12 protein-coding genes are annotated in these 15,176 nt (G+C 44.5%); 5 read left to right on the top strand and 7 right to left on the bottom strand.

What is annotated here, in order from left to right:
* Positions 1-75: 75 nt before the first annotated feature.
* The 4 genes from AC1DFM_RS26975 to AC1DFM_RS26990 all read right to left on the bottom strand — a co-directional run bounded on the left by AC1DFM_RS26975 (position 76) and on the right by AC1DFM_RS26990 (position 6,643).
* Positions 76-669 carry a DUF3341 domain-containing protein gene (locus AC1DFM_RS26975; protein WP_477079876.1) on the bottom strand — a complete coding sequence of 198 codons (594 nt, stop codon included), beginning with the start codon at positions 667-669 and terminating at the stop codon, positions 76-78.
* Positions 670-717: 48 nt separating this feature from the next.
* Positions 718-2,154 carry an NrfD/PsrC family molybdoenzyme membrane anchor subunit gene (nrfD, locus tag AC1DFM_RS26980; protein WP_477079877.1) on the bottom strand — a complete coding sequence of 479 codons (1,437 nt, stop codon included), beginning with the start codon at positions 2,152-2,154 and terminating at the stop codon, positions 718-720.
* A gap of 109 nt (positions 2,155-2,263) precedes the next feature.
* Entirely contained in the window at positions 2,264-5,335 is a 3,072-nt protein-coding gene (locus tag AC1DFM_RS26985) for a TAT-variant-translocated molybdopterin oxidoreductase (protein ID WP_477079878.1), read from the bottom strand.
* A 69-nt stretch (positions 5,336-5,404) separates the two neighbouring features.
* The gene (locus AC1DFM_RS26990; protein WP_477079887.1) at positions 5,405-6,643 is read right to left on the bottom strand and encodes a c-type cytochrome; all 1,239 of its coding nucleotides are present in this window, start codon (positions 6,641-6,643) and stop codon (positions 5,405-5,407) included.
* 487 nt (positions 6,644-7,130) lie between these two features.
* Here AC1DFM_RS26990 and AC1DFM_RS26995 point away from each other — a divergent pair, with 487 nt between their 5' ends.
* The 3 genes from AC1DFM_RS26995 to AC1DFM_RS27005 all read left to right on the top strand — a co-directional run bounded on the left by AC1DFM_RS26995 (position 7,131) and on the right by AC1DFM_RS27005 (position 9,283).
* On the top strand, positions 7,131-7,880 hold the full coding sequence (locus AC1DFM_RS26995) for a copper resistance protein NlpE N-terminal domain-containing protein (RefSeq protein WP_477079879.1): 750 nt from the start codon (positions 7,131-7,133) through the stop codon (positions 7,878-7,880).
* 119 nt (positions 7,881-7,999) lie between these two features.
* Complete coding sequence (gene purN, locus AC1DFM_RS27000; protein ID WP_477079880.1) at positions 8,000-8,569, top strand: phosphoribosylglycinamide formyltransferase; 570 nt, start codon at positions 8,000-8,002, stop codon at positions 8,567-8,569.
* 45 nt (positions 8,570-8,614) lie between these two features.
* Complete coding sequence (locus AC1DFM_RS27005; protein WP_477079881.1) at positions 8,615-9,283, top strand: hypothetical protein; 669 nt, start codon at positions 8,615-8,617, stop codon at positions 9,281-9,283.
* Positions 9,284-9,377: 94 nt separating this feature from the next.
* Here AC1DFM_RS27005 and AC1DFM_RS27010 read toward each other — a convergent pair whose 3' ends face one another.
* The 3 genes from AC1DFM_RS27010 to AC1DFM_RS27020 form a co-directional block, all read right to left on the bottom strand.
* On the bottom strand, positions 9,378-11,840 hold the full coding sequence (locus tag AC1DFM_RS27010) for a TonB-dependent receptor (RefSeq protein WP_477079882.1): 2,463 nt from the start codon (positions 11,838-11,840) through the stop codon (positions 9,378-9,380).
* 132 nt (positions 11,841-11,972) lie between these two features.
* A complete protein-coding gene (locus AC1DFM_RS27015; protein ID WP_477079883.1) occupies positions 11,973-13,157 on the bottom strand; it encodes a GTP-binding protein in 1,185 nt (394 codons plus the stop codon).
* Between the two features lie 105 nt (positions 13,158-13,262).
* A complete protein-coding gene (locus AC1DFM_RS27020) occupies positions 13,263-13,682 on the bottom strand; it encodes a MerC domain-containing protein (RefSeq protein WP_477079884.1) in 420 nt (139 codons plus the stop codon).
* Between the two features lie 201 nt (positions 13,683-13,883).
* Between AC1DFM_RS27020 and AC1DFM_RS27025 the strand changes: the two genes are divergently transcribed.
* Positions 13,884-14,510 carry an SCO family protein gene (locus AC1DFM_RS27025; protein ID WP_477079885.1) on the top strand — a complete coding sequence of 209 codons (627 nt, stop codon included), beginning with the start codon at positions 13,884-13,886 and terminating at the stop codon, positions 14,508-14,510.
* 14 nt (positions 14,511-14,524) lie between these two features.
* Positions 14,525-14,959, top strand: a complete 435-nt coding sequence (locus AC1DFM_RS27030) for a Fur family transcriptional regulator (protein WP_477079886.1) — start codon at positions 14,525-14,527, stop codon at positions 14,957-14,959.
* Positions 14,960-15,176 lie beyond the last annotated feature (217 nt).

A 15,176-nucleotide genomic window follows, 5' to 3' on the forward strand; every position in this document is an offset into this window, starting at 1 on the left:
ATTTATCTAGCTTTCATTAGTTCTTGCTTGCTCAAATCCTAATGTCGCAACGGTATGTTTTAGCTGTTATTATAATTAAGCGTTTGCGGTCTGAATCTTACGCAGATAAGGCTCATCGTCCTTATCATATCTTCCGAACCACCATCCTGCTTCAGCTTTTTGCTCATTGATATCCTTTGCACCTGCAGCGGCGAGGAAGCTTTTCACTTCTTCTGCGTTAGTTTTCTCTGTCAACTCTATCACCATTACAAACTTATCGTCTGTTTGACCCGGATGGAAGATATGCTTCTTCACACCAGGCATTAACTGGCAGAGATAGCAGAAAGTCATCACCATACCTACTGCCGCAAATAATACGGTCAGCTCAAACGTAATAGGAATGAAGGCAGGCAATGGGAAATGCGGCTTACCACCGATGTTCAGCGGCCAATCAACATTAAATACCCAACTCATGAAGCCTAATGCTGTAGTAGTACCAGTGATACCATATATGAAACCGGCTGTGTGTAAGCTGGTTTCCCTTAAACCCATTGCATGATCGAGGCCGTGAACAGGAAAAGGTGTGTATACATCGTGCAATTTGTAACCTGCAGTACGTACTTTTTTCACTGCCGGAAACAATACTGCCTCATCGTCAAACAAGCCTACAACAAATTTTTTAACAGCCATATATTTAAAAATTCAAATTCCAGGTAATAAATTCTCTTGATTCGTCTATTAGTGAGCATGAGCTACGTCGTGTGCAAATTTCTCTGCTGGCTCTTCTTCGTACTTCACCATTGTTTCTTTGTAGTTCTCACCGGAAGTTTTCAGGATAGACTTGATCTCAGCCAGTGCAATTACAGGGAAATATTTAGCGAACAGGAAGTAGCAGGTAAAGAACAGACCAAATGTACCCATGTAGAAACCTACTTCAGGYCAGGATGGACGATAGTAAGCCCAGCTGGATGGCAGGTAATCACGATACAGGGAAGTACAGATGATTACGAAACGCTCAAACCACATACCGATGTTAACGATGATAGACATTACAAAGGTTACAGCAACGCTTCTTCTCATTTTGCGGAACCAGAACACCTGCGGAGTGATTACGTTACAGGTCATCATGATCCAGTAAGACCAGCCCAGCGGACCAGCAGCACGATACCTGAAGAAAGTAGCGAACTCGTACTGGTTCGCACCATACCATGCCATGAATAACTCAGTCAGGTAAGCACAACCTACTACGGAACCGGTTAATACAATTACCTTGTTCATGGCTTCCATGTGGCCCAGGGTAATGTATTCTTCCAGATGTAATATTTTACGTGTAATGATCAACAGTGTTTGTACCATCGCAAATCCGGAGAAGATCGCACCCGCCACGAAGTAAGGAGGGAAGATGGTAGTATGCCAACCAGGAATTACAGAGGTAGCAAAGTCAAAAGATACGATCGTGTGTACAGACAGTACCAGTGGAGTAGCTAAACCTGCCAGTACCAATGACAGCGCTTCATGACGTTGCCAGTGCTTGGTAGAACCTGTCCAACCGAAAGCTGCGATACCATATAACAGTTTACGCAGTTTGGTTTTAGCTCTGTCACGTACGCTGGCGAAATCCGGTAATAAACCAGAGTACCAGAACAGCAGTGATACGGTAAAGTAAGTAGAGATCGCAAATACGTCCCAGAGGAGTGGAGAGTTAAAGTTAACCCATACCGGACCACGGGTATTTGGGTAAGGCAGGATAAAGAACGCCATCCATACACGACCCATGTGAATAATCGGGAACTGACCGGCGCACATTACCGCGAAGATGGTCATCGCTTCTGCTGCACGGTTCACCCCTGTACGCCAACCCTGGCGGAACAGGAGGAGGATAGCAGAAATCAGGGTACCGGCGTGACCAATACCTACCCACCATACGAAGTTGGTGATATCCCAACCCCAACCGATGGTTTTATTCAGATTCCATACTCCGACACCGAAATAGATCTGCCAAAACACTGAAAATGCGCCGAAGCCCAACAGTGTCAGGGATATAAAAAAGCCTACATACCACAGTTTTCCGGGCTTCCCTTCAATGGGACTAATGATATCTTCCGTTACCTGGTGATAATCCTTAACCCCGTCTACCAAAGGTTCTCTCAGTGTGGATTCGTATTTTAAATGCATATTCTATAAGCTTTTAGCTGCTAGCTTCTAGCTACTAGCCCTTGTCTTTTGTTATGATCTCAGATTCTGTAACTTCTTTCTTTATTTCCTAACGAGTGCTGTTAAGATCTTACGCGTGATGCGCTTCTTCCTTATGAGCAGCTTCTTTACCTTCTGCTTTTTTAGGTTCGGCATCTTTGTTTCTGATCTTAGCCAGGTAGCTGATAGAAGGCAGTACGTGTGTTTCTTCCAACACATAGTATAACCTGTCCGTCTGCATTTCGTTACGGATCTTATAGATTTCGCTGTTTTTATCGTTGATGTTACCGAATACGATCGCATCAGCACCACATGCTTGCTGGCAGGCAGTTTTAGCAGCACCATCTTTCAATGGATGACCAGCTTTCTTCGCATCCAGTTTCGCTTCCTGCAGACGTTGTACGCAGAAGGAACATTTTTCCATCACACCACGGCTACGAACCACTACATCTGGGTTCAGTACCATGCGGGTGAGGTTATCGTTCATATCAGCAACATCGTAGAGGTTATTTTCGAAGCTGTCCGCACCGTTCCAGTCTCTCCAGTTGAGGCGACGTACTTTATATGGACAGTTGTTAGCGCAGTAACGGGTACCGATACAACGGTTGTAAGCCATCTGGTTGATACCTTCAGAGCTGTGGTTGGTAGCACCTACCGGGCAAACGTTTTCGCAAGGCGCGTTATCGCAGTGCTGGCAGAGCATTGGCTGGAACACAACTTCCGGATTTTCTTCGTCACCGCTGAAGTAACGGTCGATACGAATCCAGTGCATTTCGTGTGCTTTCGCCACTTCTTCACGACCTACAACAGATACGTTGTTTTCCGCCTGGCAGGCAATGGTACAAGCACCACAACCAAAGCAGGTGTTCAGGTCGATAGACATACCCCATTTAATACCAGGGTAGCTATAGTTAGGATACAAAGTTGCGTCTTTGCGGAAGTCAGGACCAAATTTCTTCAGTTCCAGCCTGTCTTCGTTTACCTCTTTAGGATTGTGGATAAACTCTTCCAGGGTAGTTTCCTTCACGATAGGACGACCTTCGTAGCTATTATGTGTTTGCGTTAAAGCAACAATTTCTTTCTTACCGGTAGCTTCTACACTAGCTTCAGTAGTGAAGTAGTCGAAAGTTTGACCGTTGAAGCTTACGAAAGGATAAGCGTTTACACCTACTCCACCTGCTGCTCTACCTACTTTTTCACTACGGCCGTAACCTACTGCAATCGCAATTACTTCTGGGTGTATACCCGGAACAATCAGCAATGGCAATTCGATTTCTTTACCGTTGGCTTTAATTTTCAGCACTTTCTTCTCTGCGTTGATTTCGTAATCGTCACCTAACTCAGTAGAGAAAGTTTTAGCGAGCTTGTTGGAGATACAAGCGTAGTTACCCCAGGTAGCGCGGGTGATAGGATCCGGCATTTCCTGTAACCATGGGTTATTAGCGAGTTTACCGCTACCAATGGCTACTTTTTCGTAGAGTACTAATTCATATTGACCACCTTTCTTCGCGCTGCTGATTTTAGTGGCAGCACCAGCGATATCGCCGGAGAAAGCGGCACCACCTAAAGCTGGAGCAGTAGCTGGTTCAACAACACCGTCCTGCAGTGCTTTGTCCCAACCTTCCTGGCCACCCAGTTTAGCGATCCATTCATTTTTCAGATAATCTGCCCATGGAGTAGTGTTACCAGCCCAGGTCAGGAAAGTATCCTGTATCGCACGTGTTTTAAACAGCGGCAGGATAGTAGGTTGTCCAAAGCTGAAGTGACCTGCTCTACCTTCTGCATCGTTCCATGTTTCCAGGAAGTGATGATCAGGAGCCTGGTATTTACACAGTTCGGTGGTTTCGTCGTTTCTTTCATTGAAGGAAACAGCCAGTTTCACTTTACCCAGACCGTCTGTAAATTTCTTCGCATCGAAGTAATCGTAAGCAGGGTTAACGCCATAAACCAGTACAGCACCGATGCTGCCTGCGTTCATATCGCTTACCAGTTTCGCCATGTCCGCATCGTTACCCTGACGGTAGTTAGATGGAGAAGCGAAATCAATAGTGTTACCGTTAGCACCGATGATGTTGTTGATAGCGTTTACGATGATCTGTACATTCACATCGTTGGAACCACTTACCACCAGGGCTTTACCGTTACTTTCTTTCAGTGCTTTCGCTGCTTTCTTAATACCTGCTTTTACGCGGTCGTTAGCAATAGCAGGAGCGGTAACGCTACCACCCACTTCAGCTAACAGTGCCAGTGCAATAGCACCGGTTTCAGAAGGCTTGTGTGTATATCTTTCATCCGCGTTTGCACCGGTGAGGCTCATGGTGCTTTCAAACTGGAAGTGTTTGGACATTTCCGGTTTCTGCGCATTGATCTTACGTGTTTGTGCAAACTGGCGGGCGTATTCAACCGGGTTTAACCAGGTTCCGAGGAAGTCAGCACCCAGACCTACAATCACTTTCGCATTTTCGAAGTGGTAAGAAGGGATGATTCTTTTTCCGTAGGAAGCTTCGTTAGCCTGCAGCATACCAGCGTAAGAAACCGCATCGTATACTACATGGCGTGAGTTGGGATATTTAGCCAGGAACTCGCCGATTACTTTTTTAGTAGAAGGGCTGAGTAAAGTAGCGCTTAATAAAACAACAGGAGCACCGCCTAATCCGGCCAGTGCTGCACCTACTTGTTTATCCAGTTCTGCCCAGGTAGTTTCCGTGCCACCGATAGATGGGAAACGGAGACGAGCAGTATCATACAGACTCAGTACAGCACCCTGTACTTTAGCTGAAGTAGCGCCCTGGGTTACAGCTGACAAAGTATTTCCTTCCAGTTTGATAGGACGACCTTCGCGGGTTTTCACCACTACTGGTACATATTCACCATCAATAGAATAAGAAGAAGCATAATAGTTGGCTACGCCGGGGGTGATTTCTTCCGGTTTGTTTACATACGGAATTGCTTTCTTAACCGGTGTTTCACAGCTCGCAGCGATAGCGGCAGCAGCAGTGGTAAAACCGAGATATTTAAGAAAATCCCTGCGGGGGGTAGTAGCATTCAACAGGCCTTCACTCTCGAACGGAAGTTCTTCACTGAATTCGTTCTTCACAATTTCCTGATGCGCATCTGTATTGTGCAACTCCTCCAAGCCTTTCCAATACTTTTTTTGCTCCATGTTATATTAACGAGTTACGTTTATAAATTTGATATCTTCTGATTTGAGAGCAATCTCTCTAAATCCATCCTAGTAGTGACATTTTTGACATTCAGTACCACCTACCATTTCAACTGTTACGCTATCGATCTTCTTATCTTTAATATCCTGATGAAGCTTTTCGAAGATGCTGTAATAGTTGTTGTCAGCGAACTGCACTTTCGTAGTACGGTGACAGTTGATGCACCATCCCATAGAGAGATCCGCAAACTGGTGTACTTCGTCCATTTCTGTGATGGCACCGTGACAGGTTTGACATTGTTGTTGACCAGCAACCACGTGTTGAGAGTGGTTAAAGTAAACGTGGTCAGGCAGGTTGTGGATTTTGGTCCATTCGATAGGACGGCCTGGTTTGGTATATTTACCAGCTTCTGGATCCCAGCCTACGTAATCGTATAATTTTGCGATTTCGGCAGTACCATTGATTTTCTTTCCTTCTGCAGTAGTCAGCTCAGGACCAGAGTATTCCTTAATGGCCTTGTGACAGTTCATACAGATATTTTCGGAAGGAATCATAGCATGCTTACTCTTCTCAGCACCAGCGTGGCAGTATAAGCAGTTGATCTGGTTAATACCTGCGTGTACTTTGTGGCTGTAGAAGATCGGTTGTTCCGGCATGTAGTCTTTCTGACGACCCAAACCGATAGCACCCTGGATGGTAAAGTAACCACCTACCATGAAGAGCACGAGGATAATCAGTGCCAGGTAAGCTTTGTTCTTGTAGAAAGGAACTGGTTCCGGAGTAGGTACGCCTTCTTTATCACCAGCCAGCTTATTCAGGTTGCTGTTGATTTGCATCAGGATCAACGCTACTACAGCGAGAATCAGGGTAATGATACCAAACAGTAAACTGTTGTCATTGCCTTTTTCTGTCGCACCAGCAGCTTCTTCGCCTGGTTTAGCGGCAATGCCACCAACTGGTTTAGCTTCTTCCACTTTCACATAAGCCAGGATGTCGTCAATGTCCTCATTTGATAACTGAGGAAATGCGGTCATCTGCGTCTTATTGTACTCATTGAAGAGATCATTGGCGTATTTGTCCCCTGTAGCCAGTACTGAAGCAGAGTTATGGACCCACTGGTGCAATAATTTCTTATCAGCCCAGCGACCCTCTACGCCTGCTAATGCAGGACCTGTCAGCTTTTTGTGGACATTGTGGCAGGACGCGCAATTGGTTTGGAATATTGCTTTACCCTTCGCTGGATCCGCAGCAGCCTTAACGGAAGAAAACGGAATTACTATACTAGCGCATAGAATAAGCACACTCACAAAATGCTTGCGCAAAAGAATGGAAACACGACGATACACAGCCTATATAGTTTAGATTTGACCTAAAGTTTCTTAAAAGTGCCAGCAAAAATAAGACAGAATGTTGACAATTTACCAACAATTAAAAAAATTTATTGTCTTATGGAGTGGCTTTTTCGACCTGTTTTTTGTGTATTAATTGGGCTGTAAGTCTTGCTGCTGGCCTATTCGAACAATTCACCTTATATATCCTTTCAAAACTTATTATTTTGATTGAAAGTTCATTTCCTCTGTGGAGGCTCGTCTACATCATAACGTGGGGCAAGGTTTGCGGGGATATAATTATAATAGATGTAGATGAAAATCAGATAGTGGTCCCCTATATCCTTCCTTACACAATATAATATATTATCTGTCAGCGCAGTTATTTTCTACGAGAGTTGTTATTTTTACCTTAATAACCTGCCAGCGAACCAGAATGTTCAATCTGTACCAAAAAAACGTTCCCATGAAAAAAAGCCTTGTCCTCGCTGCTTTGATCGCTACCATGGCGGCCTGTAATAATAATCATCCTGCCCATCAGACAGACAGCACTTTACAAAACACCACCACGCCACCCGCAGTTGCGACACATATCACCGGCACCTACCAGGGCACCCTTCCTTGCGCCGACTGCCCCGGGATGGATTATCAGATCAGTTTGTATGACGATCATACCTTCAGTGAGCTCGTGGCTTATCAGGGAAGAGGACAGGGAGTAGCCACCGTGGAAACCGGCACCTGGAGGCAAACCTCCGACTCCACTGTCATTATCCGGAAAAAAACAGACAGCAGCTCCTTCCTGGCAGCCGAAGGCAACCTCCTCCAGCTCGACACCAAAGGAAAACGCATTGAAGGGGTACTGGCCAGTAATTATATATTGAAGCCCGTAGAAGGGGGCGACCGGAGAGACATCCTGGCCGGCAAACATAAATCCGGCATCCGGTTCACCGCCAACGGCAATGAACCCGGCTGGACCCTGGACCTTGATAATAAAAAAATCTGTTTTCATACCATGAACGGCGACAGTGTAGTCACCACACTACCTCCCGCCCGTCCTAATACCGATACCCTGAAAGTATATACTACTCCGGGCATCACCGTCAGCATACGCAATAATATGTGTACAGATGATATGAGCGGCTTGATGCGCCCCAACACTGTACAGGTACAAATAAAAGATAAAACCTACCAGGGTTGTGGCGAGTATCTGAAATAACCGGGACCAGTGATATCATATATTATAGGAAGAAGAAAAGGACAAGGTGTATCTATTTACCCACAAATCCGGAATCGTAATTCCGAATTCGTAATTTTACACCTTTAAAACAGACTTAGTTGAAAAATATCGCCATATTCGCTTCGGGTGCAGGTAGCAACGCGCAGAAAATTATAGATCACTTCAGAGGTTCAGACAAAGGCAGGGTTTCCCTCATTGTGTGCAACAAAGCAGGAGCAGGCGTTTTACAAATTGCCGAACGTGAAGGTATTCCAAGCATCCTGATTGAAAAGGAACCCTTCTTCCATTCTGATAAATATATATTACTGTTAAAGGAACAACAGATCGACCTGGTGGTATTGGCTGGCTTCTTATGGAAAATTCCCGCCAATCTCGTACAGGCTTTCCCTGACAGAATTATTAATATACACCCGGCACTATTGCCTAAGTTTGGCGGTAAAGGTATGTACGGCCACTTTGTACATGAAGCCGTTATTGCAGCAGGTGAAAAAGAAAGTGGAATCACTATCCATTACGTGAACGAAAAGTATGATGATGGAGAAACAATCCTACAGGAACGTTGCATCATCACACCGGAAGATACGCCGATCACCGTAGCGCAAAAGGTGCAAGCCTTGGAGCATCAATGGTTTCCGATTATTGTGGAACGATTATTGTCCACTTTTTAAGCCTGACTTACCAGATCTAAAAGCCAGTCTAACCCTTACAACTGTATGAAAAAGACACTGCTATTACTATGGTTATCCTGTTCGCTCGTCCTCGCATCTTTCGCGCAGGATGTACCCAAACGAGGGAGCAGAAATACTTATCTGAAGGTGAACCCAGCCACATTGATTAATGAGCTGGATATTTACCTCGAACAGGAATTATCTGATAACTTTAGTCTCGAACTCGGTATCAGTGGCATTTATACAGATTATCCCGATTACGTACTGGCTAAGAAGATTGACTTCGGACAGAAAAAACCAGACATCAATACAGAACAATTTGTAGAGGGTCGTGGCTTAGGTTTCCGTGTAGGAGGACGCCTCTATCTCATTTCCAGGGATATGGCACCTGCCAGAGCAGCAGGTACCTATTTTGAACCAGTGATCTTTTTCAAAAAAGTTTTCTACCCTAACATCGATAATACTTTTCAAAACATTACCTATACCGATTCCGGCGACAAAAGCGTGGTTGGCTTACAATTACTCATAGGCCGGCAGTTCAAAAAAGACCGCTTCATCCTCGATCCCTTTATCGGCCTAGGTATTCGTAGTAAAATCTATCATTACAAAACCTATCATTTCGATAACAATACCTTAAGCCTCAATGATGGCAGAATGGTTAGTATATTGCCCAGCCTGCAAATCGGTATAAAAATGGGGCTCAAGCTTTGGTAATAAAAGCGGAAAGCAAAAAGCTATTGAAGCGAATAACATACACCTTGGTCACTCGCTTCAATAGCTTTTTGCTTTCCGCTTTTTGCTTTCAGCCTTAAAATGGTACGATTACTTTTGCACTGAAATTTCTTCCCATATTATAAATTCCCAAATGCCCGTTAGGGGAGGAGTTGTAGTACTCAAAGTATTTCAACCGGTTCATGTTAGCCTGATAAGCTACATTCCATATATTATCCACTTGCAGAAATACTTCGCAGATAGTAGTTCCCTTCTTATTTAAAATGCCTGTACCAGCGCCTACATTCCACAACGTATATCCGGGTGTAAATGTTTCTGTATTATCCACTCCGTAAAAATGTGGTTGATCCGCTATCACATCCGCTTCCAGGCGTACATATGATTTGGAAAAGCATGCATGCTTTTTTTGTGTAACAGCCTTCAGTTCGCTACGTACATGCGTTGGCGGTATGAACGGAAGATAACGGGCATCATCTCCATATTTATGAATCAGCTCTTTGTTACCATTACGCCCCTGCGTATAGGCGATACTGCTATTCATCGTTAACCATTTTATGGCACGTGGATGAACATTCACACTTACTTCTGCTCCATATAACCTCGCAGCCGACTGTTGGTAACGGTAGGTAGCGTTGCCTGGCACTATCACTACGGGGTTACCGCTATTATCGTATAGCTTTGCCTGATAGATATAGTTGTCGATACTATTGTTAAACAGTTCTACGCTGATATCCACATCTGGTAGCCAGGCCTGTATACCGATATCTTCCTGTAAACTAAACTCCGGCTTGAAACTGCGATTACCGAGGTATACAATATGTGCGCCCGGATCAAGCCCATTGGAGCCAATCTCTGTAATATTAGGCGACCGGTATCCACGGGCTATATTGGCTTTCACCAATATACGTTCGCTGATATTCCAGGTGGCTCCTACACTACCGGATACACCTGTGTAGTTATGCTTAAACATAGGAAATTGCAAACGGGCACCAGCAGTATCTGGTGGTAGTGCATGTTGCTCAAAATCGTTTTGTTTATTAGGGCCTACGTAAAAGTCGTTCCAGCGAATACTACGGTTATCATAGCGTACACCACCTGATACATCTACCTTTCCGAATGATTTTTTCGCAAAGAAAAATCCGCCTATATCAAACAGCTGGTAGTCAGGAATAGGGAAATCAGTACCGTTCCTGCTTTTATTGGCCTGATACATCCCGTTAACACCAATGGTTGTTTCCACACCACTCATCTCCGGTAAATTATAGCGCACATCATAATTCAGTGTATTGAGTACCACGTATAACCCTGGCTGTGCGGGCATTTCCGGGTGATTAAACTCACGGCGTATACTTTGTTGTACCCCCAACATGGCATTGATATCGCCATTGCCCACATTCCATTTAGTACGGTTATACATCCGGTAATGCTGTATATGTTGATGCAATGGATTAATGGTGTAAGTACGTAGTTCACGATCTGGTACCAAGGGACGATCCTTGATGTCATCATCTTCCTTTACCTGTTTTGTAAATCTGCGGGTAAGCGAATCCCTGCTACCATCTGGTATCTCCTGCGTATTATCGTATAGTGTGGCGCCAAACTGCGAGTATCCCCAGGGTTTATCCACACGCGCCAGGGCAGTTAGATTATACTCTTTGAAAGCGGTACCGTACACGTATCCGTCAATTTTATTCTGATAATTATGTGCTGCTTTTGCGGTAGCGCGAAACACATATTTCCAGTCGTTACTGCCGTAGGCTAATCCGATAGAAGTACCTATCATACCGTTATTGCTGTGATAATCTGTGAGGAAGCTACCGTGTAACTTTCCGGGTGTTACTTCGGGGATATCCGGCATCATGTTAATCACACCTGCCAGCGCATCGGAGCCATAGGTAAGACTTGCAGGCCCTTTCACCACCTCCGCCCGTGATATGCCGTACTGATCGATTTCAATACCATGTTCATCGCCCCATTGCTGGCCTTCCTGCCGTACGCCATCAAATAGTGTGAGTACGCGGTTATAGCCCAGACCGCGAATAAATGGTTTGGAGATATTGGGGCCGGTAGTCACCGCACTCACGCCGGGTATACCTTTGACGATGGCATCGATGAGATTATTATTCACATTCATGTTCATCTCTCTTTTCCCTATAACGGCCACGGGTATAGGATTTTTCCGGGCGGCTGTAGCGCGGGAAACACCCGTTACTACTACTTCATTGAGTTTTGATAAATCTTCTTCCAGAGAGATGTGAATGCTGGTGGCTTGTCCTGCTACAATTGTTTCCCGTTGTACCACTGATTGATAACCTATCATAGAAATGCTGACATCGTAGCTACCGGGAGGGATATGCTGAATGCTGAAAACGCCCTGCTGATCGGCTGTAGCCCCCATATGCAATGCTTTTATGGCAATGGTAGCAAATTGCACCGGCTTACGATTCCTATTGATAACGGCGCCTTTCAGGCTGCCTTGCTGTCCATAAGTAAGTATCGTGATAAATAGTAAAAATAGTAATGTAGATAGATGTTTCATGCGCGTTAGAAAATGTAGGTTAGTACAGCACGGGCTTTCAGGATAGTAACAATAAGCACACTTCCGAGCTGTTAATACTCAACAAAACTATATTCTATTTTAACACTTGTCTAAATTATTTTTTAGATCAGCCTAAATATTTGGGAAAGGATCTTTAAAAACATAATTGCTATTCATCAATGTAACCTCCGCCGGGGTGCATAAACAGCTATCGAGATGGTTGGTAATATCAGTGGGGGAAAGGTCCTGGCCAATAATGACTAACTCATTGTACCGATCTGCAAATTGCGAATCCCATCTGTTGTTGATGAGTGCCGCTGTTTCGGGGTCCAGGTTCCATTGCTGGCGGGGAATAGCGCACCACCAGTAGCCTGCTTTCTCGGCGCGGAGCGAGCCACCTGCCTGACTCCAGTTGATAGCAATATCCGGACGGGAGGCCAGCCAAAACAATCCTTTGCTGCGTATGATATTGCCCGGCCAGCCGTTATCAATATATTCCCAGAATCTTTCGGGATGAAAGGGCTTACGACTTCGATATACAAAAGAAGAAATGCCGTATTCCAGCGTTTCAGGGGTATGTGTTTGTTCCAGCTCCGCTTGCCAGCCAGCACTCTGCGAGGTGGTATCAAAGTCAAACAGCCCGGTGTGAAGGATTTCTTTCAAAGGTATTTGTCCTTCAATAGCCTCAATAATCTTTGCCTGTGCATTGAGCTTACGCAGCACGGCTTTAAGGCTGCCCAACTGATCTTTACTTACCAGGTCGCATTTATTCAACACAATCACATTGGCAAATTCTACCTGGTCTGTGAGCAGGTTAACAATGGTGCGCTGATCTGCGGCATCATCTGTAAGCGCTCTTTCATGCAGATGTTCTACGCTGCTATAGTCATTGATAAAATTAAAGGCATCTACTACGGTCACCATAGTATCCAGCTGGCTAACGGTAGTCAGGTCAATATCATTAGCGGCATCCTGGTAGCAGAAGGTTTGCGCCACCGGTATAGGTTCGGATATACCGGTAGATTCTATCAGCAAATAATCGAATCGTTTCTCTGCTGCCAGCAGGGCCACTTCTTTCAACAGATCTTCCCGTAGGGTGCAACAAATACAACCGTTGCTCATCTCCACTAATCGCTCTTCTGTTTTGTGCAGGGAGTTTTCGTTTCTCACTAATTGTGCATCGATGTTCACTTCACTCATATCATTCACGATAACGGCTACACGTAAATTCTCCCGATTGTGCAGCACGTGATTGAGCAAAGTAGTCTTGCCCGCGCCGAGGAAGCCACTCAGCACCGTAACAGGTAATTTTTCCATATGTGCGTATTATTGTATTGGCAGATGTTGACCGCTGAATATTGTTTTAATGTAAAAACGTATATCCGTTATTGTTAGTAGGTGGATGTTGAATAAATGTGAATATTACTTACTCGTTTCGGAGTGCTTGTGCGTAGGAACCGTACACTCCTTACAGCGCCGCAGGTTTATCAGATGTGCACCTGTAACACCGGCTGCACCCAGGAAAATAATAGCAGGTTCCCAATAACCACCGGCTACACCGAAATGGCCTGCCAATAGTAATGCAAAACCGGCGGTGAATATCAGCAGGGGAGCCATCCGGCGATGATGCCTGAAATAGCCACGTCCCAGTGCCAGGCTGCCTATACCAAAAGAAAATGCCAGCAGTCCATATTCTAAACTTTCATTTTCCAGGATATGCGTCCCCAGCAAGGGAAGCACCGTGATCAGCAAGGGTAATAATGCACAATGTACTGCACAGGCCAGTGAAGCCCCGATGCCCACGGTATCCAGGCTCATCCGCTTTAAAATGTTACTTTCCATGTCCCCGTTTTTCTATGCCAACAAAACTACATAAATTTGCAACAATGTTGCAAATAAAATTTACCATTTCAAACAGATAATTAATTTTAATAATTATAAACGACTGTTTTTGTGCTAAAAAAGATAGACAAGAAGTACATCGCTGGGCATCTGTCAACTATGTACTACCTTTGTATATCGAATAAAACTGGGATTATACCTATGTCGAAGAAAGCAATTATACTTACCGCATTTTTTGTGATATTGAGCGTGGGATTCCTCGCTTACTCCGCCTACGTGATCAAAGGCGAGACCGGTTCCTTTATCGGAAAAGAAAAGCTGCCGATCCTTGGCGCCCCCGGACACACCGTACCTGGATTTTCTTTTACAGATCAGAACGGCAACACCAAAGCGAAAGCGGACGTAGCAGGCAAGATTTATGTATCTGAATTCTTTTTCACCACCTGCACCGGTATTTGTCCGAAGATGAATGCCAATATGGATAAGGTGTATGCGAAATATAAAGACAAACCTAACTTCCTGATCCTGTCGCATACCGTAGATCCGGAGCACGACAGCGTGCCTGTTTTGAAAGCTTATGCCGCCAAACACGGCGCCGATGAAAAAAACTGGTGGTTCCTTACAGGCGATAAAAAACAATTGTACCGCTTAGCGAGACAAGGCTACCTGGTAGATGACGGCGTATATACCGGAGAAGAAGATTTTGTGCATACCCAATGGTTTGCACTGGTAGATAAAACCGGCCAGATACGCGGTCTCTATGAAGGCACCAAACAAAAAGATGTAGACAAATTGATTGCAGACATAGACCGTTTAATGGAAGAATAAACTTTTTTTTCATCATGGGGACTAAACAACAAATTACAGAACGAATCGGCAGTCTTTTACGTGATAGTAAACTGAGCGTAACAGAAACCAGGACAAAAATCCTGGAGCTGTTCATGAAAAGCAATGGTGCGCTGGAACACAGCGATTTCGAAAAACTCGCGGGCAAATCATTCGACCGCGTAACGGTTTATCGTACCCTGCAAACATTCCTTGATAAAGGCATCATTCATAAAATACCTACTACAGATACTTCCGTACGCTATGCTGTGTGCAAGTCGGAATGCTCTGAAAATCACCACCACGACCATCATATACACTTTAAATGTGAAGAATGCGGGAACACCATCTGTTTAGATGAAACAGATATTCCGCAAATACATCTCCCTAAAGGTTATGCAGTACATAATGTAGAGGTAGTGGTAAGTGGGGTATGCAAAACATGTAAGTAGAGCAGAAAGCGTAAAGCTGAAAGCATAAAGCTATTAAAGCGAATGACCAGAGCGAGTAATTAAAAATTGACACTATCTCATAAACTGTGTAAATTCTAAAAATCGGGGTGTTTCACCTCGATTTTTTAATTTTAAAGCATATATAGTTTTATGAAGACAGAAGATTTTTTATCAGACGACTTTCTGAAGCAGTTTAAAACGGCCGATCAACTAAACA

This window comes from Chitinophaga sp. 05T412 (assembly GCF_056396465.1).